This is a genomic window from Billgrantia aerodenitrificans, assembly GCF_021404405.1.
In the GTDB taxonomy this organism is placed as follows: Bacteria; Pseudomonadota; Gammaproteobacteria; order Pseudomonadales; family Halomonadaceae; genus Halomonas; species Halomonas aerodenitrificans.
In genome coordinates this window covers 302,772-327,559 of the sequence record NZ_JABFTV010000006.1, presented here as the reverse complement: position 1 = coordinate 327,559, position 24,788 = coordinate 302,772, and the positions used below count along the sequence as shown (strand labels likewise).

The window sequence follows — 24,788 nt, the reverse complement described above, 5'->3', positions numbered from 1 at the left end:
GCCAGTTTCCAGGCGTATTCGAGACGCAGCCGGAATTTTTCGTCATGAGAAAGATGCTTAGGCGAGAAGGAGAAAGGGAAAGAACAAGCGAAGCGTTGAGAACGCCCAAGGTGTCAGCCATTCATCCTGCATACACTTCATGAGCCGTAGCCGGTAGTTTCAATTGGGTGAATCGTGGTTCAGCAATCAGCCAGGAGGATGTCATGACAGCCTTGAGTCGCGCTCTGCGCGCCTGGCGCGCCGTGGAGAATCGGTGGCGGTCCTGCCCACCTGCTGCACGCGAGACCAGCCGGATCATGGTTCTGGTGGCACTGCTGGCCCTGGGTACCTTGATCGTCTATGTCACCGGCGGGACACGCTATGCCTACCCCTACCTGATGCTGATACCGGTATTGCTGGCAGGCGCCTGGTACACCTGGCGCGGTTCGCTGCTCGTCGCGTTGATGGCCGGCTTGCTGATGGCGGCGATACCGCTGTCAGTGGCCTCGGGAGAAACTCAGGCCGCCCTCAACTGGGTGATCCGCCTGTGTCTGTACCTGGCCATCGGTGCCTTTGCCGGATGCCTGTTCGAGCGGCTGAGGCAGAGTCATCTCGAGGCTGAGCGGGCGTCACGCACCGACCCGCGGGCCGGCCTGCCTAACGAAATCGCCCTGGAGGCAGAGCTATCCCGCTTGCTCAAGGCGCCTCAGCGGCTGGATGGGCGCAGCACGGGGGTCATTCTGATACGCATCGAGGACGTCAGCGAGATCATGGAGGCCTTGGGGGCGGATGCATGCGACGACCTGGTTCTCGCCATCAACCGCCGTCTGGTTCGACTGGGACCCAACCTGCTGGGGTGCTACCGGGTGAGCGGTGCTGAGTTGGCCCTACTGCTCTGGCCGGTCGGGCTCGATGAGCTCAACCGCATCGCCGCCCGTGTCATTGAGCTGGGTGAGGACAACCTGGTGGCCCTCGGTGTGCCGCTGCGGGCTCAACTGGTACTGGGCAGTGCCTTGCACAAGTCTCCCGACGATACGCCTGGCGGCCTCGTGCGTGAGGCACGTATCGCCATGCTGGCCGCGACGGAGAAGCAGCGCTCCCACTGCCACTTTCAGACCGCTTTCGCTCGCCGTGGCGTGCAGAACATCAAGTTGATTGCGCGGGTACGCCGCAGCCTGGCCAGAGGGGAGTTCGAGCTGCACTATCAGCCGAAGCTGCGTCTTGTCGATGGCAAGGTGACGGGCTACGAAGGGCTTATTCGGTGGCGAGACGAGCAGGGCAACCTGATCCCCCCGGGGCTATTCATGCCAAAGGTCGAAAACACCACGCTAATTGCACCGGTCACACGTTTCGTGGCAGCCGAAGCCTGTCGATTTGCGATGACTCAGGACAAGCGGGTCAGCATCAACTTCTCGGTGCGCAACCTGCTGGACGATGCGCTGCTGGAAGAGCTGGGCGAGCATGTCAGACAGTCGGGTATGGAGCCGTCCCGGCTGGAAGTGGAGATCACCGAGAGCGCGCTGGTGCATGATCTCTTTGCCGCCAAGCGGGCCCTGGAGCGTATTCGCAGCTGCGGGATTCGGGTCAGCATCGACGACTTCGGTACCGGTTTTTCCTCCTTCGAGTACCTGCGCCATCTGCCGCTCACGGGACTCAAGATCGATCGTGCCTTCGTCGAAGGTCTGGAGCATGATCGACGGGCGCGCAAACTGATGGCCTGCCTGATCGATGTGGGGCACGCTCTCGATCTCGAGGTGACCGCGGAGGGTGTCGAGACCCAAGAGCAGCATCGTTTACTCAGGGAGATGGGCTGTAACCAGGCCCAGGGCTTTCTCTATTCCAAGGCCCTTTCCGCCGAGGAGGTGTTGGCCTGGCACCGTGAGCGCGAACGACCATCACACAACCAGGTTTCCGCTCTGAGCTGCCGCGGCGCACCAAGCGAAGAGTGAGCCAGCCTCGCTGTCCCCCGACAAACGCCAAACTGGACTCGCCATTCCATAAGATTGGCAGAATTGCACTGCGTTGCGAATAGGAATGATTGCGTTTATTGATGCTATCGGCGCCGAACATGCCGGTATCTCGCTGCTTGCAGTGCCCTTTTCGCCAGCGGGACTTCACATCGAATCCATACAGGACTAAAATGGTCCCAAATGGAGCGATGGCACGACTTCGCATCGTGATACCCAGGAGTCAGGCATGCTGAAGCTTTCCCGGCTGACCGATTACGCTGCGGTGATCCTGGCGCAGATCGCCCGGCATCCCGAGCAGCCCCATGCGGCAACGGAGTTGGCCGAGACCGTGCAGTTGCCGCATCCCACGGTCAGCAAGACCTTGAAGATGCTGGTCAAGGCGGGGCTGCTGGAGTCGCGCCGTGGTGCCCAGGGCGGCTACTCCCTGGCGCGCCCGGCATCGCGTATCACCGCCATCGACATCATCACCGCCATCGAAGGGCCGGTGGCGATGACCGAATGCAGTCACGCCGAAGGCGATTGCGACCTGCTCGCCACCTGCGGCGTGTCGGACAACTGGCAGCGCGTGTCGCTGGCCGTGCGTACCCTGCTCGACAGCGTGACCCTGGCCCATCTGGCCGACAGCGCACCGATCAAGCTGCCCGTACAGCTACCCATACAGAGCGTGAGCCTGGCCGCCGATATGGCCTGAGCCAGCGAACAGAATTCATTACCCGAGGCGAGTACGCTCGCCGGCCCAACCGCCCGGGAGGGGAGAGACCATGGCAAGTCAGGAAATGGAACAGCTAGTCCGCCGCGAATACAAAGAGGGATTCGTGACGGACATCGAGAGCGAGACGGTACCGCCGGGGCTCGATGAGAGCGTCATCGCCTTCATTTCCAACAAGAAGGGCGAGCCCGAGTGGATGCTCGAGTGGCGCCTCAAGGCCTACCATCAGTGGCTCAAGATGAAGGAGCCGTCCTGGGCGCATCTGGACTATCCGCCCATCGACTATCAGGCGATCTCCTACTACAGCGCGCCCAAGCGTCCTGAGGACCGTCCCCAGAGCCTCGATGAGGTCGACCCCAAGCTGCTCGAGACCTACGAGAAGCTGGGCATTCCGCTGCACGAACGCGCCGCTCTGGCCGGGGTGGCGGTAGACGCGGTGTTCGACTCCGTGTCGGTGACCACCACCTTCAAGGAGAAGCTGCACGAGGCGGGAGTGATCTTCTGTTCGATCTCCGAGGCGATCCGCGACTACCCGGAGCTGATCAAGCAGTACCTGGGCACGGTGGTGCCGGTGGCCGACAACTACTTCGCCGCGCTCAATTCGGCGGTGTTCACCGACGGCTCCTTCGTCTTCGTGCCCAAGGGCGTGACCTGCCCGATGGAGCTCTCCACCTACTTCCGCATCAACGCCGCCAACACCGGCCAGTTCGAGCGCACCCTGATCATCTGCGAGGAGGGCGCCCAGGTCTCGTATCTGGAGGGCTGTACCGCGCCGATGCGCGACGAGAATCAGCTTCACGCCGCGGTGGTCGAGCTGGTGGCGCTGGACGACGCCTACATCAAGTACTCCACGGTGCAGAACTGGTACCCCGGCGACGAGGATGGCAAGGGCGGCATCTACAACTTCGTTACCAAGCGCGGCGACTGTCGCGGCGATCGCTCGCGCATCAGCTGGACCCAGGTCGAGACCGGTTCCGCCATCACCTGGAAGTACCCCTCCTGCGTACTGCGCGGCCGCGACAGCATCGGTGAGTTCTACTCCGTGGCGGTGACCAATGGCCGTCAGCAGGCCGATACCGGCACCAAGATGATCCATATCGGTGAGGGCACGCGCTCCTACATCGTTTCCAAGGGCATCTCCGCTGGGCGCAGCAACCAGTCCTACCGCGGGCTGGTCAAGATCGGCCCTCGGGCCAAGGGCGCGCGCAACTTCACCCAGTGCGACTCGCTGCTGATCGGCGACCAGTGTGGCGCGCACACTTTCCCCTACCAGGAGATCGGCAACAGCACCGCGACCATCGAGCACGAGGCGACCACCTCGAAGATCGGTGAGGACCAGCTGTTCTACTGCCAGAGCCGCGGTATTTCCGAGGAGGACGCGGTGAGCATGATCGTCAACGGCTTCTGCAAGGACGTGTTCCAGGAGCTGCCGATGGAGTTTGCCGTGGAGGCCGAGGCGCTCCTGAACGTCACCCTCGAAGGTGCCGTGGGTTAAAGCGCTTTGGCCAAGGAAACGGCTACGTGACGCCTGTACGGCGTTGAGCGCGGATTCGAGAATGCTCATTTACAGTCGTAAACTCCGCTTCTCTCTTCCGCGCTCGCCTTGTCCAGACGCCGCTCGCTCGTTTCGCTGGGCTGGTGGAAATCAATTTTTTCGGGTCGCGTTGGCGGCTCGCCAGAATCGAAAAGGTACTCATGATGCTCGAAGTCAAGGATCTGCACGTCAAGGTGGAAGGCAAGGACATCCTCAAGGGTCTCAACCTGACCATCAACGCCGGAGAAGTGCATGCCATCATGGGCCCCAACGGGGCCGGCAAGTCGACCCTCTCGGCGGTGATCGCGGGCAAGGATGGTTATGAGGTGACCCAAGGCTCGATCACCTTCGAGGGTCAGGACGTGCTGGAGATGGAGGTGGAGGAGCGTGCCCAGGCGGGCCTGCTGCTGGGCTTCCAGTACCCGGTGGAGATTCCCGGGGTGAAGAACATCTACCTGCTCAAGGCGGCTCTCAACGCCCAGCGCGAGGCGCGCGGCGAGGGCGAGGTGCCGGCGCCGGAGTTCATGAAGCTGGTCAAGGAGAAGCTGGCGCAGATGAAGATGGACGCCAGCTTCCTGCAGCGCGCCGTCAACGAGGGCTTCTCCGGCGGCGAGAAGAAGCGCAACGAGATCCTGCAGATGCTGGTGCTGCAGCCCAAGCTGGCCATGCTCGACGAGATCGACTCCGGTCTCGACATCGATGCCATGCGCGTGGTGGCCGACGGCGTCAACTCCCTGCGTGACGAGAAGCGCGCCATTCTACTGGTGACCCATTATCAGCGTCTGCTCGACTACATCGTTCCCGACCGCGTGCACGTGCTGGTCGACGGTCGCATTGCCAAGAGCGGCGATGCCGAGCTGGCCAAGGAGCTGGAATCCCGCGGTTACGACTGGGTCGTGGAGGAGTCCGCTGCATGAGTGAGGTAAACAGCGAAGTGACGACCTTTCTGACGCGCCTCGAAGAGCGCAGCGCCGCGCGCCGTGCCGCACAGGGGGCGGAGCCGACCTGGATCGCCGCCCGGCGTCAGGCCGGGGCGGCTCGCTTCGAGGCTCTCGGCTTCCCCACTCGTCGCGACGAAGCGTGGAAGTACACCGACGTACGCGCCATCGCCCGGGGCGATTTCGCCCTGACCGACAGCGCCGAGTTCTCGCCGGCCTCGGCCGCGGCGATCACGCTGCCCATCGAGGCATACCGGCTGACCTTCGTCGACGGCGTGTTCTCGGCGGCGCTCTCCGATCTGAGCGAGCTGCCCGGCGGGGTGGCGGTTTTGCCTCTTTCACAGGCGCTGGCCGAGAATCACGAGGCGGTGGGTGGCCCTCTGGGACGCCTCACCGGCGTCGATTTTTCGCCGTTCTCGGCGCTCAACACCGCCTTCATGGAGGAGGGCGCCGTGGTGCGCCTGGCGCCAGGCAGCGTGGTGGAGAAGCCAATCTTGCTGCAGTTCCTGTCCCGGGCCAATGCCGCGCCGGTGATGAGCCATCCGCGCATCCTGGTCGAGGCCGGTGCGCGCAGCCAGGCTACGCTGATCGAGCATCACGTCGGTGAGAGCGAGGCGGCCAATTTCACCAACCTGGTGGCCGAACTGATGCTCGACCGCGGTGCGATCCTGACCCACTACAAGCTGCAGGAGGCGCCGCTGGCCGACCTGCACGTGGCCAGCATTCACGTCGAGCAGAACCGCGACAGCCGCTACACCTCGTTCAACCTGAACCTGGGCGGCGGGCTGGTGCGCAACGACCTGATCGGTGAGCTCAACGGCGAGGGGGCCGAGGCCAACTTCTACGGGCTGTTCTACGGTCAGGGGCGTCAGCACATCGACAACCACACCCTGGCCAACCACAACGCCCCGCGTACCTTCTCCAACGAGAACTACAAGGGCATCCTCGACGACCGCGCCCGTGGCGTGTTCAACGGCAAGGTAGTGGTCAAGCGTGACAGCCAGAAGATCGAGGGCTTCCAGAGCAACGCCAATCTGCTGCTCTCCGACCGCGCCGAGATCGACGCCAAGCCGGAACTGGAGATCTACGCCGACGACGTCAAGTGCTCCCACGGCACCACCACCGGCCAGCTCGACGAAGAGGCAATCTACGCGCTGCGCACCCGCGGCATCGATGAGCAGACCGCCCGCGGCCTGCTGACCCTGGCCTTCGCCGGCGAGGTGATGGAGCTGGTCGATCTGGATGCCATCTCCGAACGGGTGGAGCTGGCGGTGGCCGGCAAGCTGCCGGAGCGTTTCAACCTGGCCGGGCTGGTGGAAGCCGCCGTGGCCCTGCACGACGAGTGAGCGAGGAGAGAGCGATGAATCACCTGGCCACCGAGCACGAACTCGACACTCCGGCCTTCGACGTGGCCGGGATTCGCGCCCAGTTCCCGATCCTCGAACGGCAGGTGCACGGCCGGCCGCTGATCTACTTCGACAATGCCGCCACCAGCCAGACGCCGCTGGCGGTGATCGATACCTTTCGCGACTACTACAGCCGCTACAACGCCAACATCCACCGCGGCCTGCATACCCTGGCCGACGAGGCGACGGCGGCCTACGAAGCCACTCGCGAGACAGTGCGCGGCTTTCTGAATGCCGCCGACCGCCGCGAGATCGTCTTCACCCGCGGTACCACCGAGGCGATCAATCTGGTGGCCAATAGTTGGGGCCGGGCCAACCTAAAGGCCGGCGACGAGGTGCTGGTGTCGCTGCTGGAACACCACTCCAACATCGTGCCGTGGCAGCTGCTGGCTAGCCAGCTCGGTATCGTGGTCAAGGTGATCCCGGTGGACGAGCGCGGCGTGCTCGACCTCGATGCCTACCGTGCGCTCTTCACTGAGCGCACCCGGCTGGTGGCGGTCAATCACGTCTCCAACGCCTTCGGCACCGTCAATCCGGTGGGTGAGATGGCGGCCATCGCCCATGAGCACGGCGCCCTGATCCTTGTCGACGGCGCCCAGGCCACGCCGCACCAGACAGTGGACGTGCGCGCCATCGACGCCGATTTCTACGCCTTCTCCGGGCACAAGGTCTACGGGCCCACGGGGGCCGGCGCGCTCTACGGCAAGGCGGCGCTGCTCGAGGCGATGCCGCCGTGGCAGGGCGGCGGCGAGATGATCAAGAGCGTCTCCTTCGAGGTCCCGACCACCTTCGCCGACGTGCCGCATAAGTTCGAGGCGGGCACGCCGGCCATCGCCGAGGTGATCGCCCTGGGCGTGGCGCTGGAGTGGGTGCGCGGTGTGGGGCTCGATGCCATCGGCGCCTGGGAGGCAAGACTGCTGGAGCGGGCCACGGCGGCAGTGTCGCGCATCGACGGGCTGCGCATTCTCGGCACCGCACCCCACAAGGCCGGCGTGCTCTCCTTCGTCGTCGACGGCGCGCACTCCCAGGACATCGCGCTGTTGATCGATCAGCTCGGGGTGGCGATCCGTACCGGCAACCACTGCGCCCAGCCATTGCTGGCGCACTTCGGCGTGACGGCGACCTGTCGGGCTTCGTTTGCCGCCTACAATACGCTGGAGGAGGTCGACGCCTTCGGCGAGGCCCTGGAACGTGTGATCGGAATGGTGCGCTGAGCATGACCAGCATCGAGCAGATAGCGAGCCTGCAGAAGGGGCAGAAGCTGCCGCTGCAGCGCGACGTGGATGTCATCTCGATCCCCTTCGGCAAGACCATCTCGCTGCCCGAGGATAGCGAGGTCACGGTCATGCAGGCCAAGGGCAGCTCGGTCAGCGTCGGGTTCGAGGGCAGGCTCTACCTGATCGAGGGCAGCAACCTCGATGCCCTGGGCCTTGAGCCGCTGCCGCGCCCGACCCTGCCCGAGGATGCCGGCGACGAGGAGATCGAGCAGTTCGTCTGGGACCAGCTGCGGACCTGCTTCGACCCCGAGATTCCGGTCAACATCGTCGATCTGGGGCTGGTCTACGGCTGTCGCATCGAACGGCTGATCAGCGGCGAGCGCATCGTCACCATCCGTATGACCCTGACCGCGCCCGGCTGCGGCATGGGCGACGTGATTGCCGCCGATGCGCGCAACAAGATCCTCGGTGCCCCGCAAATCAGCCGAGTGCATACGGAAATCGTCTTCGATCCGCCCTGGAGCCGTGAGATGATGAGCGATGAGGCCAAGCTGGAACTCGGCATGTTCTAGCGGCTGGCCCTCGCTATCGATGAGGGCCGTCCATCTCCTCGACCGGTGACGGTGAATGCAGGCGCTGCTGTGGAAAACCTTCAAGTTCGTTCTGATGACGCTCGGCGCCGTGCTGCTGCTGGCAGCGCTGCTGTTCGTCTCTGCCAACCTCTGGGTGCTGGGCAAGACTCACTCGCGTATCGAGTATGAGCTACCGCTGTGCGGTCCGGAGCGTGTCGGCATCGTCTTCGGCACTTCGAGCTGGACCCGTAGCGGCGTGCGCAACCCGCATTTCGAGGCGCGCATGAATGCCGCTTCCCGTCTGCTGCGGCTGGGGCGGGTCGAGCATCTGCTACTCTCCGGCGACAACCGTACCCGCCAGTACAACGAACCGATCAGCATGTGGCGCGACCTGCGCCGACAGTACGTGCGCGACGAGGACATGACCCTCGATTACGCCGGATTCAGTACCTTCGATACGCTGGCGCGGGCGCGTGACGTTTTCGGCGTCGAGCAGGCGCTGCTCGTCACCCAGTCGTGGCATCTGCCCCGGGCGCTTTTCATTGCCGACGCGCTGGGGCTCGAAGTGCGCGGCTGCAGTGCGCCTTCACGCCCGGTGGCAGGGCTCTGGCGGTTGCAGGCGAGGGAGTGGATGGCGCGTGCCGCCACCGTGGGGGATCTCTACGTATGGGGACGTGAGCCGTACTTCCTGGGGCCGCTGGAGCCGCTGCAGATCGTCCCGCCGACCTGGCGCCAACTGCTGGATCTCGAGCCCGATCTGGACTTCGATTTCGAGTAGCGGCCCTCTGGGATCAGCGGCGACGCTCTTTCTGCAGCCGGTAGAGTTCGCGGATCAGCGCCCGGCACTCCTTCCAGCACTGCTCCACGACCGGCTCGAGGGGATTCGGCAGGGGGTGGGTATAAAGCGTTGCCAGGGCCTGCATCAACACGCGCTCCTGCTCGAGCAGTTCGCCGATGACGACCTGGCTCTCGTTGCCGACGAAGCTCTTCAGGCGGCTCCACAGCCACATGTAGTCGTCGCGCTCGACATCGGCATCGCGCGGGAGCAGCTTGAGGTGCCGTCTGGCCAGCTCACGGAGCTTCTGCAGGGCCTTGGCGCGCGCCTCGTAGTGCGGCTTGAGCGTTTCACGCAGGGAAGGGCGCAGGCGCTCGAGATTGTCCTGGAAATAGTCGATGCTGTCAGCCAGCGCTTCCAATACGCTGTCCATCGCCACCTGGCGATTGTCGAGAAACATGAGCGGTCACCTCCTCCGGTGACGCAGATTGTGGCGGGGGAAACACTGTTTTGCTACCCCCGCAGGCGAAATAAGTAGCCTTTCTACAAAAACAGGCGCTTTTCTCGCAATTACCCTTTGGGCTTGGGCGGTGCCTTGCGCGAGGCGCTGGCATTCTTCTCGATGTGCTCGATGATCAGCCCGGCGATGTCCTTGCCGGTAGCCGTCTCGATTCCCTGCAGCCCCGGCGAGGAGTTGACCTCCATGATCACCGGCCCGTGATTGGCCCGTAGCAGGTCGACACCGGCGACCCGCAGCCCCATCGCCCTGGCTGCACGAATGGCCGTGGAGCGCTCCTCCGGGGTGATGCGAATCAGGCTGGCCGTGCCGCCGCGATGCAGGTTGGAGCGAAACTCTCCTTCGGCCGCCTGGCGCTTCATCGAGGCGACCACCTTGTCGCCGATGACGAAGCAACGGATGTCGGCGCCGCGGGCCTCCTTGATGTACTCCTGCACCATGATGTTGGCCTTCATGCCCATGAAGGCCTGGATCACCGACTCGGCAGCCTGGTTGGTCTCGGCCAGCACCACGCCGATGCCCTGGGTGCCCTCCAGCAGTTTGATGACCAGCGGCGCGCCCTTGACCATGGTGATCAGGTCGGGAATGTCGTCCGGCGAGTGGGCGAAGCCGGTGATCGGCAGGCCCAGACCCTTGCGCGAAAGCAACTGCAGCGAGCGCAGCTTGTCCCGCGAGCGGGTGATGGCGACCGAGTCGTTGAGAACGTAAGTGCCCATCATCTCGAATTGGCGCAGCACGGCGCAGCCGTAGAAGGTGACCGATGCCCCGATACGGGGTATCACCGCATCGAAGCGCTCGATCTCCTGTCCCTTGTAGTGAATCGAGGGGTGATGGGCGGCAATGCTCATGTAGCAGCGCAGGGTATCGATGACCCGTACCTTGTGGCCGCGCTGTTCGGCGGCTTCCACCAGGCGTCGCGTGGAGTAGAGGTTGCGATTGCGTGACAGCAGCGCGATATGCATCTTGGGCTCCGGACGTATGGCCGAGTGGGTCAGGGTTCGCCGTGCAGGAAGGTGACGCCGGGCGCCACCAGCAGCCGGCGCAGGGCGCGTCGGCCCAGCAGCATGGGGTAGCGCATGTCACTGCGGTCGGTCAGGGTCAGTTCCACCATCATGTCGAGTTCGCCAAGCTGCATCGGCGTGCGAATCACGTAACGCCACTCCTTGTGACCGTTGGAGCTCGTCACCCGCCGACGGTCGTGCAGATGGGTGCGGTGCTGGTGCGGTGGCGACTCCAGCCCGCCGCTGCGCGTCGTGAAGCTGACCCACAGATGGCCATCTTCCTCGAAGATCTCGATATCTTCCGCATGCAGCGCCGAGGTATAGGCGCCGGTATCGATCTTGGCGCAAACGGTCATGCCGATCGTCGGCAGGGTAGCCATCTCGAGGCGGCCGATGACGGCTTTCGGAGTATAGGGCAGTTCCTTCATGACATTATGTCCAGCTATCCATACTCAGTGGCCCAGCTCGGCCAAGCGCTGGCCGATGGGGGTGTCACGCCGCGATTCGCGCAGCACCATCAGCACGGGCAGGCTCAGACGGGGAATCAGCGCCAGGTCGCGTGCGGCAGAGGCGAAGTCGGTGCCTGGCTGCTGCGCCAGTCGCTCGAGGAAACGTGGCAGCCGCTCGCCGTGTTCCAGGTGGTTCCAGCCCCGCGCGGCAATGGCGGCCAGCAGGTCGGGGCCGCAGGCGGCCGGGTCGTCCAGCAGGGCATCGTACCAGGCGCCGGCCAGTGCCGGGCTGGCGCCACCCACGGCGCGTACGCAGGCGCACAGGGTTTCCAGATCGCCGGCTTGGGCTGCCTGATCGCCCCGGTGTCGCAGCGCGGTGGCGAGCCCATCGGCAATGGCCATGTGCTCGAGGCAATAGCACAGTGTCACCAGCACCTCATTGGGCAACTGCGGCAGCGAATCGATCAACGCCTGGGTCGATTCGCTGTCGAGGCGGACGACGAAATCGGCCAGCCCCTGCAAGCCGAGAAACTGCCAGTCTACCGGCTGTTGGCCGCTGAGATAGGCTTCCACCGGCTCCAGATGGGGGCTCGCCGGCTTGTCGAGATCGTAGGTGGCACGTGCATGCAGCATGGCCTGAAAGGGCAGCGATGGCGTGAAGGCCAGCGGGTTGTCGTGCATCAGATTGTCGATTTGTCCCTGATGTTCGGGCTCGCGACCGGCGCGCTCCACGTTGCGCCCCAGAGTGACCAGCAGGCGCTGCAGGAAGGCATCCCGCGGTGCCGCTACCAGTTGCCCCTGCTCGTCCAGCGGCAGTGCCAGAAACCAGATCAGCGGATCGGTTAGGTCACCCAGACGAAAGACGATGCCCAGGCGCGCCTGACCCTGCCAGGGCAGCGGCCAGGCGGTTCCATCGTCCTCCAGGCTTGCCAGGGTCGCCATGGAGCACGGTTCGACCCGGCGCCCCATGTGGTAGAGATGCACATCGGCCCCGGTGCGGAGGAAAAAATCGTGAAGCGAATGAATCGGCTGCATATCGGCTCCCTTTTGAGCGTGCACTCTACCGTGACGGCCGGGGGGTTGTCAGCCACTCGTCGGCGCGGATCGTCGCAATCTGATCAAGAAATGAGCATGCCTGGCGAAGCCCCGTATTCTCTGCTACCGGAGCAGGTTTCCAAAGCTTATCCACAGTCTCTTGCAGCGAATCTGTGAACAGTCCGCTGGCGGTCCTGGCCAGAAGGCGGGGCTGGAGGGATATAATGAAGGTACATTCGCTTCAGGTATTTCGACATGACGGTCCACGATGAGCTCGATGTGGCCTTGCGCCGCCTCGAAGCCACGATGAAAGCCACCAACATGTGGCGCATGAGTGCTCCGACGCCCGACGCGTACGAGAGCCAGCAACCCTTTTGCATCGACACCATGGACCTGCCGCAGTGGCTGCGCTTCGTGTTCATCGCCAGGCTCGATGCACTGATCGAAGCGGAAGCGCCGATGCCGGAGAAGTGCGATGTGGCGCCGGTGCTGGAGACTTACCTGGCGCAGCAGGGAGCGCGCGCCAACGACCGCCTGCTGCTGTGCAAGGCAGTGGAAGAGATCGACCGGTTGGTCACGGATAATTGAGCTGAAAGCAACAGGGTCCGCCAGTCGGCGGACCCTGTTGCGTCAGCGTACTCCTCAGAAACGGTAGCTGATGCCGGCCATGAAGACCCAGGGGTCGACGCTGACCTTGCCGAGGTCGGTACCGCCCAGGCTGACGTCGGTATCGATATCGATGTACCAGGCGGCAGCATTGAGGCCCCAGTTGTCATCCAGGCGCACGTCGAGACCCAACTGGCCTGCCAGGCCCCAGGAGCTGTCGAGATCCAGATTGCCGAGCTCGCTCTTCTCACTGAAGAAATGCGTGTAGTTGAGGCCGATACCGGCATAGGGCTGGAGCTGTGCACCGGTACCTCCCAGGGGGTAGTACTGCACAGTCAGGGTCGGCGGCAGATGCTTGGTGGAAGCAAGATCCTCACCATTCAGCCGAATGTCATGCTTGAACGGCAGCGCCGCCAGCAGCTCGACGCCGAAGTTGTCGTGGAACAGGTAACCCAGGGTGAAGCCCAGGTTGGTGTCGCTGCGAACGTCGACGTCGATGGTGCCGTCCGCAAGGCTGCCGTTGTTGCTCTTGGGGTCGACATGGGCAACGCCCACGCGGGTGATGAAATCGCCCTGGTTGTAGGCGAGCGCCTGGCTGCTGGCCAGCAGTGCTGTCGCGGCGAGGCCGCAAGTGACGAGCGTGGGAAGGACGTGCTTGCGCATGGTCGACTCCTGTCGTTTCAAAGAGGCAGTTGTGAAGCTGCCGTTCAATGAGAGAAGTCTACTCAGCGGCTGCGGGTCGATTCTTGATCCAGGGCAATGGTTGCGATTGAAACTATAACAGGTATTTATAATGCTCCTTTAAGAGGGGTGACCAACAAGAACGCCGGGCCCAGGGGCCCGGCGTTCTTGGCATTGCGTTGCCTTGCTCAGAAGCGGAAGGTTACGCCGCCGCCGATGGTCATCGGGTCCACCTTGACGGTGCCGATAGCTTCCCCCTCGGAGGAGAGGCGCGCATCGACGTCGGCATAGTTGGCAAAGCCGTTGAGCATGAAGTTGTCGGTGATGGCTAGATCGATCCCCACCTGGCCTACGGCGCCGTAGGAGCGACGGGCATCGATGCCCTCGGGCTCGCCGGAGAAGCGGGTGTAGTTGAGGCCCGCACCCACGTAGGGCTGCACGCGGGAGTCGAAGCCGCCCAGCGGGTAGTAGTTGACCAGCAGGTTCACCGGCATGCGGTCGATGGTGCCGAGGTCGGCGCCACCCAGGGCGACGTCATGCTCGAACTTCTCGGAGCTGTTCAGCTCGATACCGATGTTGTCGGTGAACAGGTAGCCGGCGCCGAAGGTGAAGCCCCGTGCCGTGCCGAGATCGAAATCCACGCCACCGGCTTGGCCGTTGTCCGAGCGAACGTCCGACTGAGCGACGCCGCCACGCACGAAGGCGTCGCCAGCGCTGTAGGCCAGGGCTGCCTGGCTGGCGAAGGTAAAGCCAGCAGCGAGAGCTACTACGGGAATCAGGCGAATCGGTTTCATAACAGCGTCCTCCAGTTTTCACTCGAGCCGGAGTCCCGGCAGTGTTGAACGCCTCCAACTATACGAACACTGTTTCTAAAAGTCTTGTTTAAATTTGTTATGGCACTGATTGGCTTGATTGATTGTCGTAATGCCAAGGCTCTCTAATTTCATGAGCGCGCATATGCTGGCGAAGGTAGGCGAGCTGTACAATTATTGCTGTGCTGCATCATGGCGAGACAGAGCACTTGCAGCTAAGCCTTGAATAGGAAAAGCAGGAGGCAGACGATGCGAGTCGAGGTACAGACCCCCCCCATCTGGCTCAATCTCGGCGCGATGCTGTTGGCTGCGGCGCTTGCGCTGTGGTTGCTCGTGCAGCCCGCGCTCATCAGCGGACTGCCCATGGCGCTGAGGCTGCCCGCCATTGCGCTGGGCGTATGGGCCTTGGGAGCGGCATTCATGCAACCGCTGGGGCTTGAGTTGCGGAGCTACTGGCAGCGTCAGGCCACCAGCCCGCCGATCAGCCTGGCGGCCCTGGCCGCCTTCACCTTGCTGGTGGTCGTTCGCGCCCTGTGGCTGGCATGAGGGGTTGCTTGAGCAAGGACGAGAAAGCCGCCCGAGGGCGGCTTTCGTCTACGGTGAGCTACTGCCTGTCGATTACGCTTCGTCGAAGGTGTCGAAGTCGGCTGTGACACGCAGGTCGGGCTCTTCCGTGGCCAGGCTCGCCACCACGATGGCGATGTAGGCAAGGATCACGCCCGGCACGATCTCGTAGAGGTCGAAGATGCCGCCGGACAGCTCGGCCCAGACCACCACGGTCACGCCACCGGTCACGATGCCGGCCAGGGCACCCCACTTGTTCATGCGGCGCCAGTAGAGCGACATGATCAGTGCCGGGCCGAAGGCGGCGCCGAAGCCGGCCCAGGCGTAGGCGACCAGGTCGAGCACGGTGGCATCGGGGTTGAGCGCCAGCAGGTAAGCGACGATGGCGATGGCGATGACGGCGAAGCGGCCGACCCAGACCAGCTCGGTCTGGCTGGCATCCTTGCGGAAGATCGCCTTGTAGAAGTCGTCGGTCAGCGCCGAGGAAGAAACCAGCAGCTGCGAGTCGGCGGTGGACATGATCGCGGCCAGGATGGCGGCGAGCAGGATACCGGCGATCACCGGATGGAAGATCAGATTGACCATTACCATGAACACGGTTTCGCCATCGGCCAGGTCGCGTTGAACGAAGCCGACACCCAGCAGGCCCACGGCCACAGAGCTGATCAGGGCGATGGCGGTCCAGGTCACCGCTATGCGGCGAGCGGCGGGTATGTCACGGTCGCTGCGAATGGCGGCAAAGCGCGCCAGGATGTGCGGCTGACCGAAATAGCCCAGGCCCCAGGCAAGCGAGCTGACGATACCGATGAAGGTCAGCGTCTCACCGGTGGAAGCGTCGCGGAACCAGGCCAGCATGTACTCGCTCTCCGCCGCCAGCGCCGCAGCGGCGCCTGTGGTGCCGCCCAGGTCGCCGAAGGCGATGATCGGCACGATGGCCAGAGCTGCCGCCATCATCAGCCCCTGGATCAGGTCGGTCCAGGAGACCGCCAGGAAGCCGCCGAAGAAGGTGTAGGAGATCACCGCTACGGTGCCGATGGTGACGGCCAGCGTGTAATCGTAGCCGAACACCGTCTCGAACAGCCGTCCGCCGGCGACCAGGCCGGAGCTGGTGTAGAAGAGGAAGAACAGCAGAATGAAGATCGCCGAGATCACCCGTAGCAGCTGCGACTTGTCGCGGAAGCGGTTGGCGAAGTATTCGGGCAGCGTCAGGGCATCGCTGACCTTGAAGCTGTAGAGGCGCAGGCGGCGCGCCACGATCAGCCAGTTGAGCCAGGTGCCGATCAGCAGGCCCACGGCGATCCAACTGGCGGAGATGCCGCTGACATAGGCGGCGCCGGGCAGGCCGAGCAGCAACCAGCCCGACATGTCCGAGGCTCCGGCGGAGATCGCCGAAGTCCAGGGCCCCAACGAGCGCCCGCCAAGGATGTAGTCGGAAAGGTTGGTCGTACGCTTGTAGGCGACGATACCGATGCCAAGCATCAACAAGAGGTACACCACGAAGGTGAAACCGATAGCCATGTTATTCTGAACCATGAGGGGTTCCTTCAAATGTTGTTGTGGTCAATGACGAGCGCGGTTACTCGTCTCCCAGCGCAAGCAGTGACGCGTTACCGCCCAGCGCGGCGGTATTGACGGTCACGGTCTTCTCCGTGGCGAAACGCAGCAGATAGTGCGGTCCGCCCGCCTTGGGGCCGGTACCGGAAAGACCTTGCCCACCGAACGGCTGCACACCCACGACGGCGCCGATGATATTCCGGTTGATGTACACATTGCCAACGCGAATCTTCTGCGCAACGAGCTGTGCAAAGGATTCATTGCGGCTATGTACGCCGAAGGTCAGCCCGTAGCCCCTGGCATTGATCGAGTCGAGCACTTTTTCGATCTCGCTGGCCTTGTAGCGCACCACATGCAGTACCGGGCCGAACTGTTCCCGCTCGAGGGCGTCGATGGCGTCGATGCTGAAGGCCACCGGCGGCACGAAGGTGCCATGCGCGGTGTGGGCCGGATCCAGGCGGGTCTCGGCCAACAGGCGCCCCTCGCCCTTGAGCTTCTCGATATGCGGCAGCAGGTTCTTGCGTGCATCCTCGTCGATCACCGGGCCCACGTCGGTGCCCAGGTCACGGGGATCGCCGACGTGCAACTCGTCCATGGCGCCGCGCAGGATCTCGATGACCCGGTCGGCCACGTCTTCCTGAAGGTAGAGCACGCGCAGCGCGCTGCAGCGCTGGCCGGCACTCTGGTAAGCCGATTGGATCACGTCGGCCACGACCTGCTCCGGCAGGGCGGTGGAGTCGACGATCAGTGCATTCATGCCGCCGGTTTCGGCGACCAGTGCCGGCAGCGGGGCGTTCTCGCGAGCGGCCAGAGCGCGGTTGATGATCTGCGCGGTGTCGGTGCCGCCGGTGAAGACCACCCCGGTGATGCGCGGGTCGGAGGTGAGGACGCTGCCCACGGTGGGGCCGTCGCCCGGCAGCAACTGCACCACGTCGCGGGGCATGCCGGCCTCGTGCAGCAGCTCGATGACACGGTGAGCCACGATAGAGGTTTGCTCGGCGGGCTTGGCCAGCACGCTGTTGCCGGCCACGGCAGCTGCTACCACCTGACCGCAGAAGATCGCGACCGGGAAGTTCCACGGGCTGATGGCGGCGAACACGCCCTTGCCGCCCAGCATCAGGCGGTTCGATTCGCCGGTGGGGCCGGGCAGCTCGAGGGGCTCACCGAACTGCTCTTCGGCGCGCATGGCGTAATAACGGCAGAAGTCCACCGCCTCGCGGATCTCGTCGACGCCGTCGGTGAGCAGCTTGCCGCCCTCGCGGGAGCACAGCGTCATCAGCTCGGCCAGATTCTCTTCCATCAGATCGCCCAGGCGGCGAATGATGGCGGCGCGCTCGGCTACCGGCGTGGCTTCCCAGCGCGGGAATGCGGCCCAGGCGGCATCCACCGCGCGGGCGGCCTGGTCGCGGGTGGTCCACTGCACGCTGCCGACCCGCTGACGGCGGTCATAGGGGCTGAATACCTCGTGCACGTTGGCCGGGTTGCGTTGTACATCGAAGGCCAGCAGGGGGGCGACGTCATAGCTGCGTTCCATGAAGCCCGACATGGCCTTCATCAGCGGTTCGTAATGGCTGCGCACGTTGAGGTTGACTCCCCTCGAGTTGTGTCGTTTTGCGCCGTAGATGTCCTTCGGCAGCGGAATCCGTGGGTTGGAGAAGGTGCGATACTGGCTCAGCGTCTCCACCGGGTGCACGCACAGGGTCTCCACCGGCACCTTGGGGTCGACCAGTTGGTGCACGAACGAGGAGTTGGCACCGTTCTCGAGCAGCCGGCGCACCAGGTAGGGCAGTAGATCCTTGTGCGCTCCCACCGGCGCGTAGATACGGCAATAGGTACCCTTGGGGGCGCGCTTGAGGGCCGCGTCGTAGAGCGCCTCGCCCATGCCGTGCAGGCGCTGGAACTCGAACGGCCGGGTCGCCTCGTCGGCCATCTCGAGGATGGTGCTGATGGTGTGGGCGTTATGCGTCGCGAACTGGGGGAAAATGCGACCGCGGGTCTGGTCGGAGAGCAGGAAACGCGCGCAGACCAGGTAGGCTACGTCGGTGCAGGCCTTGCGGGTATAGACCGGATAGCCCTCGACGCCTAGCTGCTGGGACTCCTTGATCTCGCTGTCCCAGTAGGCGCCCTTGACCAGGCGCACGGGGATCTCGTCGCCTTGACGCTCGGCCAGACGATTGAGGTAGTGCAGCACCGGCAGGGCACGCTTGGAATAGGCCTGCACCACCAGGCCGAAGTGTCCCCAGTCCTTGCAGGCGTCGCTCTCGTAGACGGCACGGAACACTTCCAGCGATAGCTCCAGGCGATCCACTTCCTCGGCGTCGATGGTCAGCGCCACGTTACGCTCGCGGGCCATGGTCACCAATTCGCTTACGCTGCCCACCAGTTCGCGTAGGATTTGCTCGCGACGGCCGAACTCGTAGCGCGGGTGCAGCGCCGAGAGCTTGATCGATACCGAAGGCGCCGGGGTTCGTTCGGTGAGTTTGGTGCTGGTCAGCCCGACCTGCTGGATGGCCTTGGCATAGTCGTCGAAGTAGCGCTTGGCGTCGGCCCGCGTGCGTGCTGCTTCGCCCAGCATGTCGTAGGAGTAGGTATAGCCCTTGTCGAACAGCGGACGGGAGCGCTTCAGCGCCTCGTCGATGTCGCGGCCGAGCACGAACTGCTTACCCATGATTTTCATCGCCTCGTACATGGCGCGGCGGATCACCGGCTCACCCATGCGATTGACCAGGCGGTTGATGAAGCCCGAAGGCTTACCGTCGCGCGGCTTGTCGAGGGTGACCACGTGGCCGGTCATCAGCAACCCCCAGGTGGAGGCGTTGACCAGCCAGGAGTCGCTCTGCCCGACATGGGCCTTCCAGTCGGCGGGACCGAGCTTGTCTTCGATCAGCGCGTCGGCCGTGGCCGTATCGGGAATGCGCAGCATGGCTTCGGCCAGGCACATCAGCATCAGCCCTTCGTGGGTGTCGAGGCTGTACTGCTGCAACAACTGATCGATCGTATCGACGGCGGTATCCATCTCGCGGACTTCGCGCACTAGTTCGGCGGTCTTGCTGGCAATGCGCCGGAAATCCTCGGGATTGGCGCTGAGTACGCTGACTAGCTCCTTGACGAAGGTCTCTTCGTCCACGACGTAATGTTCGCTGATACGCGAGAACAGACTATCGAGATCCTGCTGCCAGGTAGCAGCATTCAGCATGGTATCGGCATTGAGCATAGGAATCCCCCGGGTATCCACCCGTTCCAGAACGGCAAAACGCCATGTGCGTGGCGCTCTGCCCGAACATGGGTGTGTCTTCCTTGACTGTAGGGCCGGTTGAACTGGGCTGCTTGCCAAAAACCGGGAAGGATTTATGAATTTCGCGGCAGAATGCCGCAGTGCCATTGAAGTTTAGACTTAAGTCGTATGTTGTAGTCGGTTGGTGATGTCGAGAGGGGAGGGGCGATCCAGAACGGCGCGCCGGATCTGGCTCGGCGGGCAGCCGAAAGCACTGCGAAACGCATGCGACAGCGCACTCTGATGGGCAAAGCCGGTACTCACCGCAATCTGTGACAATGGCATGCGACTCTCCTCGAGCAGCCGGCGGGCGGCCTCCAGGCGCCGTCGGCGTACGTACTGCCACGGCGACAGGCCGGTTTGCTCACGGAAGCAGCTGCTGAAGTGGGCTTCGCTGAGGCAGGCCTGCCCGGCAAGGTCGGCCACGGAGATCGGTGCCGCCAGGTGCCGGTCGATGAAGCGGTCGAGCTTGGCAAGGTTCAGACGGCGTTTTGCCGGTGGCGACGTTTCTCCGCCGAGTCTGGCGTGCAGGCAGCCGAGAAAGGTCGCGGCCAGGCGGTCGCTCTGTGCCGAGCTCAACCCGTCCTGGCTATCGCCCTGCTCGAGTAGCAGGAAGTCGAGATAGTGCTGGAGCGGCTTGTCCAGGGCGAAGAAGCGCGGTGCGTCGAACAGGCGTGACAGCTCATGATGATAGCCGGTGAGCGAAGGGGCATCTGCCGGAAGGTCGAGGATGAGCTGGCGGTTCTGGCCCTGGCCGACATAGTAGTGAACGTGGTTGGCAGGCACGATGCAGCCGGAAAGGGCAGAGATGGCGCCACCCAGGCCCTCGATTTCGAACTCCGCCCGGCCCTGCAGACCGATCACGATCTGATGAAAGTCATGGGAGTGGTGCTGAGTGGCGGTATCGAGCGGAATCTGGCGTATGACGCTGGACATGAGGGCCTCCCGCATGTGGCTGTCGTAACAGAGCTTACCACATCAATGTTGTGTCAACGCTACGATTCGTTGCGTTGCCTTTCACGCAGCCGCAGGTGGGCATCAAGGTGGTTGCGTAATGCCGTCAGCTCTGCCTGGCCCGTCTTGTTGAGCAGGGGCTTGCCCTGAGCCACTTGCCAGGGGCGACCGTGCTCCTGCATCAAATGCTGGGCGCGCCGTCTCACACCGTCGAGATAGTCGTCGTGGCGAATCGGATAGTTGATCACGACGTTCCACTCGGTCTCACCGACCTGGTTGGCGATCGCCTTGTCGAACAGCTCCAGCAACTGCTCCGGCTCGGTGCGGTAACGGGGCGTACGTGAAAAGAGAAGCACCAGCACCATGCCGCCGATAATGAACAAGCAAACGGCAAAGATGAGCAGGAAGAGAGCCATGTTCGGGCCACGCTGATAAGCTGGGACCGGACTTGCGGCGGTGAGGCATCGGTGCGCAGCCAAGGCCGGTGGGGATGGCATCGCCCCCTGTCATAGACATGCAGTATCAAGCACCTGAAAGGGAACGAGCGTTCGTAGCCGCTGCGTCAGCCGCTGGCGGATGAGCAAAATTGTACCGTCCTGCAGGAAAGCATGGCAAACCGGCCGATCGAGCGCAGTGAGGCTCTCTGTCGCTGCGAGGTATTTGCGTGTCGGCAATCTCTCACCAGGGACGCGTAAATACGGCCCGGCCCATGGCCGGGCTTTTGATGCACAAGGAAACGTTCAGTTTCTCAAGTCTTCTTGATCATGGCGGAAGCCTGGCTATTGTTAATGATAACGAGGCAGGAAGCCCGAACAGAAAGGAACAGGGATGGCCGGGCGAGACAGGACGTCATGCAGGCCAGGGAGTTCTACATTTATCTTGAAATCTTGAATAAAGCAATATATTGGCCCCCAGTATCGGTATTGCTGGGGGCTCGTTCTTTGTGGCTCATCTTTGTGATTTGTTGGCGCGGCTTGCTTGTGGCGCCCTGGATGCAGGACAGAGGTCTTGGTGAGCTGGAGAGGAACCACATCGCTTGAAGCCTGGCGCAGCGCCGGGTTTTTCTTTGCTCATAAGCTGCTCGCGAGCGGAGCGGTTGCCGACATAGGGTGACGATCAGGTGGGGCGGGAGCGATAACTGTAACTCATAGTATACACTTTTGGTCAAAGCGAAACGGAATGAAAATTAAGCTGCAGAAACTTAACGTGCGTTAATTTCTTTGCCTGCCAACGATGGCAGGGTAGACAGCCGTCAGCCAGCGTGGCCAAACAAGACGAACGTCCGGTTGGCCGTGCATTGGCGTTCTTGGGCTGGATGGGAATTTTCAGTCAGGTAAGAGGTGAGCATCCTCGGCGTTCGGCTCATGTCGGTTGAGGCTGTCTGATATACAAGAGGTGCTGTCAAGAATACGCAAATATCACCAGGGAATCGTGAGCGCAGGAGAAGAAAAATGATCAGGCTAATTTGGAAGGCGGGATCGAAACTTCTTGAAGAAAATGGCCCTATTGTTGCAATCGTGTCTTTTATATCTTTCATGTCGTGGATGTTGTTCTGGTCGCATGGAGTTAGTATGAGTGCTGCTGTCGGCCAGGAGCCCGAAATGACCATGTATGAAAAAATCAAGAGCTCCTACTCCGCACAAGCTGCGGAATTGTTGCGAGTCGATGAGGACGTTTTTTTGCGTTCCTTGAGTATTCTCGATGCGCAGCGGTTTTACTGCCTGCTCGCAGAGCACTTCGGCGATGAAGGAAAGAGCTCGCTGCACCCTTCGTATTTATTGCGCTATGAAGCACTATGTAATGTTTTTGCCGATGCAGCAAGCATGGTCGATACTTATGCCGATCGGCTCAGTGGGGGAGGCGGTTTTTACCCGAAGCTGCATGAATTTATGTTTCATTCCCAAAAAAAAGAGCAGGTCATGGGGCCTTTCTTGACTCAGGAGGAGTGCGTAGAGATTGCGGAACGTTTGATACGGCTGGGTGAGCGTGTCTCGCGTTGCAACCCTTACGGTATGTCACGAAGCCCGACACTCTATAGCTCTCTGCAATGATATTGGCTGCTGGATTGTCACCTGTGGGTTGTTGGTTTTTCAGGCGATTCAGTAATCTGAGAGAGGGATAGAATGTTTATAGGCAATGAAAAGACAATCAGAAAAGGTGCTTTTCTTCGCACCATGGTGGTTTGCCTGCTTCTCGCATTGGCCTTGCCTGTCTGGGTTGTGCTTAGTCGAAGTATCGAGGCTTCGGTTGAAAAGAAAGAGCTGGAGCGGGAAGTAAAAACCGATAGAAAAGCCGCCGCGGCATGGGAGGATGCAGAACGGCATGGCCATTTCCGTCAGCAGGCTTTGGCGCTGCTTCAACTTTACAAGGAAATTTGCCACCTGGGTGGGCGCAATGATGTCGTAACTGACGTTGATGGCGCCATTACGGCCGGGCATGTAAACCTGTGCAGTGCTCTTGCCGACGCAGCGGGCAGGCTGAAGGGGGAGCGACCGCTGAGTCTGGGCGCGGGTGTCTTGCCCCAGGCGCTGTTTCACTTCAGTCTGATGCAAGCTGAGAGGGAGCGAGCCATTGGTCCATTCTTTTCACAGGTAGAGTGCTCAGAGGTGGCTGCCAGGCTGGCGCAGTTTGGTGAGCAAGTGACTCCCTGCCTGCCCTACGAGCATTGGCATTACGAATTATTGCTCACTGATAAAGAGAGATAGTCTCTGCTCCCGGGGAGCCCATGTCGTCATGTGTTGTCCCTATCAAGGAGGGGGCATTCGGTCGCGTCGGGCGAAGGATGCGCGCTGGGCAGGACTTGTCGGCTGCCGGAGTGTTAGTCTAGTAGGGCAATGTTCGGTCAGGAGAAAGGCATGAAGGCATGGCGTCGATCCTGTATAAGCCTGATGGCTGCGGTATGGCTGGCGGGTTGTGGCGGCGACGGCAATGGCACACCGGCGGAGGAGGAGGCCGAACTCGAACAGCCGACTGACGTTACCGAGCCGGTGGAAGAACCGGTCGAAGTGGAGCCGCTGGCGGTCGAAATGCACGCCTCGGCTACCCTGCGTAGCGATCGTCGTTTGATGATCGATGGAGAGACCAACCTGCCTGACGAGACGCGGCTGCTGGTGATAGTGGAGCGCGAGTTGAGCGGTGTGCGCTGGCAATCGCGCACCGTGGTCGAAAACGGTGGTTTTGCCACAGGGCCCTTCGGTCCCGGTAGCGGCCTGCCGGATGGCGGCTACCTCATTACCGTCAACCTGGTGGAGGCCAGCGTGCAGCCGCCTGCCGTGCGCGAGCGAATCGGCGATCAAGGGGAGCACTTGGAAGGAGAACTGGTCAGGAGCGCCCGGCATGGGCTGGGGCAGGTGGCCAGCTATTCGCGGCGATATTTGATCGGCAGTGAGCCTCGTCGGACTACCGATCAGGTCGACGTTCTTGAAGTGGAATAAAGGTAGAGTGGCGCCACTCAGGCGCCTTCCATTCGCCAGCGTGCCAGTAGCCGCCCCACGATTTTCTCTGAGGCCTCCAGCGGGGTCGGCAAGGCTCCGACATCATCCTCGCTACGGCACACTGGCTCGCCGTTTTCACTGAGTTCCAACTGGCCGATATACAAGCCGCCGGCACCTTCGATCAGATAGTGTCCCGGCCGGTCGCAGCTTTCCGTGGGGCCGAAAGCAGCGAGGTCGCCATTCTCCAGATAATCGAAACGCTCCCCTGGTGCGGGGGTGACGAGATAGCACTCACCGTCCCAGCTGACACTATTCAAGATCTCCCGGGATAACGCAATACGATTCGAGTTGGTAGCTTGCCAGGGCGCTGGTGGCTGGCCGCGAAGGTAAAGCGGGGTGGTCAGGAGCTGCGTTTCACCTTCGAGCAGTTGCCCCAGTGTACAGCCTAGAGCATCTGCCAGTGCTACCAGCCGCTCATGACCGATCTGCTTGATCGCGCCCGACTCCCAGTACGAGATCGTGACATCCGATACGCCGACCTTTCTGGCAAGTGCAGCCTTGTTGAGATTTGCCTGCAATCTTAATTGCTTGATTCTATTACCCAGTGAGTCCATTGCATCAACCTGAAGACAGAAGAACCAAAGGAAAGTGATTGTCAATGATCCATGTTAAGTGTGCAAATTTGGCAGTTCAACGTTTTACACACCATCCCTGGCCGTGCCGCGAGCGGCAACGGCAATAAACATGCCTGGGGTGACTGGCGTGCTTGGCGGAAGCAAGGCGGCCGGTGCGGCTGCCCCCGTCGTG

The 24,788-nt window shown here is 62.5% G+C and carries 24 protein-coding genes; 13 read left to right on the top strand and 11 right to left on the bottom strand.

All coding sequences use genetic code 11. From position 1 onward, the window contains the following. Positions 1 to 203: 203 nt before the first annotated feature. The 8 genes from HOP59_RS13560 to HOP59_RS13525 all read left to right on the top strand — a co-directional run bounded on the left by HOP59_RS13560 (position 204) and on the right by HOP59_RS13525 (position 9,103). On the top strand, positions 204 to 1,928 hold the full coding sequence (locus HOP59_RS13560; RefSeq protein WP_234254275.1) for a putative bifunctional diguanylate cyclase/phosphodiesterase: 1,725 nt from the start codon (positions 204 to 206) through the stop codon (positions 1,926 to 1,928). Between the two features lie 247 nt (positions 1,929 to 2,175). Next, positions 2,176 to 2,640 carry an SUF system Fe-S cluster assembly regulator gene (locus HOP59_RS13555; protein WP_010627723.1) on the top strand — a complete coding sequence of 155 codons (465 nt, stop codon included), beginning with the start codon at positions 2,176 to 2,178 and terminating at the stop codon, positions 2,638 to 2,640. Between the two features lie 70 nt (positions 2,641 to 2,710). Continuing rightward, complete coding sequence (gene sufB / locus HOP59_RS13550; RefSeq protein WP_234254274.1) at positions 2,711 to 4,153, top strand: Fe-S cluster assembly protein SufB; 1,443 nt, start codon at positions 2,711 to 2,713, stop codon at positions 4,151 to 4,153. 203 nt (positions 4,154 to 4,356) lie between these two features. Further along, positions 4,357 to 5,109 carry a Fe-S cluster assembly ATPase SufC gene (sufC, locus tag HOP59_RS13545; RefSeq protein WP_234254300.1) on the top strand — a complete coding sequence of 251 codons (753 nt, stop codon included), beginning with the start codon at positions 4,357 to 4,359 and terminating at the stop codon, positions 5,107 to 5,109. Beyond that, the gene (gene sufD, locus HOP59_RS13540) at positions 5,106 to 6,476 is read left to right on the top strand and encodes a Fe-S cluster assembly protein SufD (RefSeq protein WP_234254273.1); all 1,371 of its coding nucleotides are present in this window, start codon (positions 5,106 to 5,108) and stop codon (positions 6,474 to 6,476) included. Before sufC ends, sufD begins: the two co-directional genes overlap by 4 nt. Before the next feature lie 14 nt (positions 6,477 to 6,490). Continuing rightward, entirely contained in the window at positions 6,491 to 7,750 is a 1,260-nt protein-coding gene (locus HOP59_RS13535; RefSeq protein ID WP_234254272.1) for an aminotransferase class V-fold PLP-dependent enzyme, read from the top strand. 2 nt (positions 7,751 to 7,752) lie between these two features. Further along, entirely contained in the window at positions 7,753 to 8,325 is a 573-nt protein-coding gene (gene sufT, locus HOP59_RS13530) for a putative Fe-S cluster assembly protein SufT (protein ID WP_010627728.1), read from the top strand. 55 nt (positions 8,326 to 8,380) lie between these two features. Continuing rightward, positions 8,381 to 9,103, top strand: coding sequence for a SanA/YdcF family protein (locus HOP59_RS13525; protein ID WP_234254271.1), 723 nt, complete (start codon positions 8,381 to 8,383; stop codon positions 9,101 to 9,103). Positions 9,104 to 9,116: 13 nt separating this feature from the next. Here the strand turns inward: HOP59_RS13525 and HOP59_RS13520 are convergent, their stop codons facing one another. The 4 genes from HOP59_RS13520 to HOP59_RS13505 form a co-directional block, all read right to left on the bottom strand. After that, a complete protein-coding gene (locus tag HOP59_RS13520; protein WP_010627730.1) occupies positions 9,117 to 9,560 on the bottom strand; it encodes a hypothetical protein in 444 nt (147 codons plus the stop codon). Positions 9,561 to 9,670: 110 nt separating this feature from the next. Then, the gene (rimK, locus tag HOP59_RS13515) at positions 9,671 to 10,579 is read right to left on the bottom strand and encodes a 30S ribosomal protein S6--L-glutamate ligase (RefSeq protein WP_234254270.1); all 909 of its coding nucleotides are present in this window, start codon (positions 10,577 to 10,579) and stop codon (positions 9,671 to 9,673) included. A gap of 29 nt (positions 10,580 to 10,608) precedes the next feature. Continuing rightward, positions 10,609 to 11,046 (bottom strand): ATP-dependent zinc protease family protein, encoded by a 438-nt coding sequence (locus tag HOP59_RS13510; RefSeq protein ID WP_234254269.1) that lies wholly within the window; start codon positions 11,044 to 11,046, stop codon positions 10,609 to 10,611. 24 nt (positions 11,047 to 11,070) lie between these two features. Then, positions 11,071 to 12,102, bottom strand: a complete 1,032-nt coding sequence (locus HOP59_RS13505; RefSeq protein WP_234254268.1) for a DUF3549 family protein — start codon at positions 12,100 to 12,102, stop codon at positions 11,071 to 11,073. A 255-nt stretch (positions 12,103 to 12,357) separates the two neighbouring features. On the opposite strand from HOP59_RS13505, the gene HOP59_RS13500 reads away from it, so the two are divergent. Further along, positions 12,358 to 12,690, top strand: a complete 333-nt coding sequence (locus HOP59_RS13500) for a YqcC family protein (protein WP_010627734.1) — start codon at positions 12,358 to 12,360, stop codon at positions 12,688 to 12,690. Between the two features lie 54 nt (positions 12,691 to 12,744). Here HOP59_RS13500 and HOP59_RS13495 read toward each other — a convergent pair whose 3' ends face one another. Together HOP59_RS13495 and HOP59_RS13490 are read right to left on the bottom strand one after the other, a co-directional pair. After that, entirely contained in the window at positions 12,745 to 13,371 is a 627-nt protein-coding gene (locus HOP59_RS13495; RefSeq protein WP_234254267.1) for an OmpW/AlkL family protein, read from the bottom strand. A 206-nt stretch (positions 13,372 to 13,577) separates the two neighbouring features. Continuing rightward, entirely contained in the window at positions 13,578 to 14,183 is a 606-nt protein-coding gene (locus HOP59_RS13490) for an OmpW/AlkL family protein (protein WP_234254266.1), read from the bottom strand. Between the two features lie 267 nt (positions 14,184 to 14,450). Here HOP59_RS13490 and HOP59_RS13485 point away from each other — a divergent pair, with 267 nt between their 5' ends. Then, positions 14,451 to 14,747, top strand: coding sequence for a hypothetical protein (locus HOP59_RS13485; protein WP_234254265.1), 297 nt, complete (start codon positions 14,451 to 14,453; stop codon positions 14,745 to 14,747). A 72-nt stretch (positions 14,748 to 14,819) separates the two neighbouring features. Here the strand turns inward: HOP59_RS13485 and putP are convergent, their stop codons facing one another. The 4 genes from putP to HOP59_RS13465 form a co-directional block, all read right to left on the bottom strand. Beyond that, positions 14,820 to 16,298: a sodium/proline symporter PutP gene (gene putP, locus HOP59_RS13480; RefSeq protein WP_010627738.1), complete on the bottom strand. Its 1,479-nt coding sequence runs from the start codon at positions 16,296 to 16,298 to the stop codon at positions 14,820 to 14,822. Positions 16,299 to 16,341: 43 nt separating this feature from the next. After that, positions 16,342 to 19,533, bottom strand: coding sequence for a bifunctional proline dehydrogenase/L-glutamate gamma-semialdehyde dehydrogenase PutA (gene putA, locus HOP59_RS13475; protein ID WP_234254264.1), 3,192 nt, complete (start codon positions 19,531 to 19,533; stop codon positions 16,342 to 16,344). Positions 19,534 to 19,713: 180 nt separating this feature from the next. Then, positions 19,714 to 20,529 (bottom strand): helix-turn-helix domain-containing protein, encoded by an 816-nt coding sequence (locus HOP59_RS13470; RefSeq protein ID WP_010627740.1) that lies wholly within the window; start codon positions 20,527 to 20,529, stop codon positions 19,714 to 19,716. A gap of 59 nt (positions 20,530 to 20,588) precedes the next feature. Then, on the bottom strand, positions 20,589 to 20,963 hold the full coding sequence (locus HOP59_RS13465; protein ID WP_010627741.1) for a hypothetical protein: 375 nt from the start codon (positions 20,961 to 20,963) through the stop codon (positions 20,589 to 20,591). A 1,035-nt stretch (positions 20,964 to 21,998) separates the two neighbouring features. Here HOP59_RS13465 and HOP59_RS13460 point away from each other — a divergent pair. The 3 genes from HOP59_RS13460 to HOP59_RS13450 all read left to right on the top strand — a co-directional run bounded on the left by HOP59_RS13460 (position 21,999) and on the right by HOP59_RS13450 (position 23,981). Continuing rightward, positions 21,999 to 22,598, top strand: a complete 600-nt coding sequence (locus tag HOP59_RS13460; RefSeq protein WP_234254263.1) for a hypothetical protein — start codon at positions 21,999 to 22,001, stop codon at positions 22,596 to 22,598. A 72-nt stretch (positions 22,599 to 22,670) separates the two neighbouring features. Continuing rightward, positions 22,671 to 23,252 carry a hypothetical protein gene (locus HOP59_RS13455; RefSeq protein WP_234254262.1) on the top strand — a complete coding sequence of 194 codons (582 nt, stop codon included), beginning with the start codon at positions 22,671 to 22,673 and terminating at the stop codon, positions 23,250 to 23,252. Positions 23,253 to 23,402: 150 nt separating this feature from the next. Further along, positions 23,403 to 23,981, top strand: coding sequence for a hypothetical protein (locus HOP59_RS13450; protein WP_010627745.1), 579 nt, complete (start codon positions 23,403 to 23,405; stop codon positions 23,979 to 23,981). 17 nt (positions 23,982 to 23,998) lie between these two features. Here HOP59_RS13450 and HOP59_RS13445 read toward each other — a convergent pair whose 3' ends face one another. Beyond that, positions 23,999 to 24,595 carry a helix-turn-helix domain-containing protein gene (locus tag HOP59_RS13445; protein WP_234254261.1) on the bottom strand — a complete coding sequence of 199 codons (597 nt, stop codon included), beginning with the start codon at positions 24,593 to 24,595 and terminating at the stop codon, positions 23,999 to 24,001. Between the last annotated feature and the right edge of the window lie 193 nt (positions 24,596 to 24,788).

What these genes read in the sequence shown, in the direction of transcription:
- putP (WP_010627738.1), bottom strand. Translation starts at nt 16,298, where the DNA reads ATGGTTCAGAATAACATGGCTATCGGTTTCACCTTCGTGGTGTACCTC.
- HOP59_RS13445 (WP_234254261.1), bottom strand. Translation starts at nt 24,595, where the DNA reads ATGGACTCACTGGGTAATAGAATCAAGCAATTAAGATTGCAGGCAAAT.
- sufB (WP_234254274.1), top strand. Translation starts at nt 2,711, where the DNA reads ATGGCAAGTCAGGAAATGGAACAGCTAGTCCGCCGCGAATACAAAGAG.
- rimK (WP_234254270.1), bottom strand. Translation starts at nt 10,579, where the DNA reads ATGCATATCGCGCTGCTGTCACGCAATCGCAACCTCTACTCCACGCGA.
- HOP59_RS13450 (WP_010627745.1), top strand. Translation starts at nt 23,403, where the DNA reads ATGAAGGCATGGCGTCGATCCTGTATAAGCCTGATGGCTGCGGTATGG.
- HOP59_RS13490 (WP_234254266.1), bottom strand. Translation starts at nt 14,183, where the DNA reads ATGAAACCGATTCGCCTGATTCCCGTAGTAGCTCTCGCTGCTGGCTTT.
- HOP59_RS13500 (WP_010627734.1), top strand. Translation starts at nt 12,358, where the DNA reads ATGACGGTCCACGATGAGCTCGATGTGGCCTTGCGCCGCCTCGAAGCC.
- putA (WP_234254264.1), bottom strand. Translation starts at nt 19,533, where the DNA reads ATGCTCAATGCCGATACCATGCTGAATGCTGCTACCTGGCAGCAGGAT.
- sufC (WP_234254300.1), top strand. Translation starts at nt 4,357, where the DNA reads ATGCTCGAAGTCAAGGATCTGCACGTCAAGGTGGAAGGCAAGGACATC.
- HOP59_RS13560 (WP_234254275.1), top strand. Translation starts at nt 204, where the DNA reads ATGACAGCCTTGAGTCGCGCTCTGCGCGCCTGGCGCGCCGTGGAGAAT.
- HOP59_RS13485 (WP_234254265.1), top strand. Translation starts at nt 14,451, where the DNA reads ATGCGAGTCGAGGTACAGACCCCCCCCATCTGGCTCAATCTCGGCGCG.
- HOP59_RS13455 (WP_234254262.1), top strand. Translation starts at nt 22,671, where the DNA reads ATGTTTATAGGCAATGAAAAGACAATCAGAAAAGGTGCTTTTCTTCGC.
- HOP59_RS13555 (WP_010627723.1), top strand. Translation starts at nt 2,176, where the DNA reads ATGCTGAAGCTTTCCCGGCTGACCGATTACGCTGCGGTGATCCTGGCG.
- HOP59_RS13465 (WP_010627741.1), bottom strand. Translation starts at nt 20,963, where the DNA reads ATGGCTCTCTTCCTGCTCATCTTTGCCGTTTGCTTGTTCATTATCGGC.
- HOP59_RS13460 (WP_234254263.1), top strand. Translation starts at nt 21,999, where the DNA reads ATGATCAGGCTAATTTGGAAGGCGGGATCGAAACTTCTTGAAGAAAAT.
- HOP59_RS13535 (WP_234254272.1), top strand. Translation starts at nt 6,491, where the DNA reads ATGAATCACCTGGCCACCGAGCACGAACTCGACACTCCGGCCTTCGAC.
- sufT (WP_010627728.1), top strand. Translation starts at nt 7,753, where the DNA reads ATGACCAGCATCGAGCAGATAGCGAGCCTGCAGAAGGGGCAGAAGCTG.
- HOP59_RS13525 (WP_234254271.1), top strand. Translation starts at nt 8,381, where the DNA reads ATGCAGGCGCTGCTGTGGAAAACCTTCAAGTTCGTTCTGATGACGCTC.
- HOP59_RS13505 (WP_234254268.1), bottom strand. Translation starts at nt 12,102, where the DNA reads ATGCAGCCGATTCATTCGCTTCACGATTTTTTCCTCCGCACCGGGGCC.
- HOP59_RS13510 (WP_234254269.1), bottom strand. Translation starts at nt 11,046, where the DNA reads ATGAAGGAACTGCCCTATACTCCGAAAGCCGTCATCGGCCGCCTCGAG.
- HOP59_RS13495 (WP_234254267.1), bottom strand. Translation starts at nt 13,371, where the DNA reads ATGCGCAAGCACGTCCTTCCCACGCTCGTCACTTGCGGCCTCGCCGCG.
- sufD (WP_234254273.1), top strand. Translation starts at nt 5,106, where the DNA reads ATGAGTGAGGTAAACAGCGAAGTGACGACCTTTCTGACGCGCCTCGAA.
- HOP59_RS13470 (WP_010627740.1), bottom strand. Translation starts at nt 20,529, where the DNA reads ATGTCCAGCGTCATACGCCAGATTCCGCTCGATACCGCCACTCAGCAC.
- HOP59_RS13520 (WP_010627730.1), bottom strand. Translation starts at nt 9,560, where the DNA reads ATGTTTCTCGACAATCGCCAGGTGGCGATGGACAGCGTATTGGAAGCG.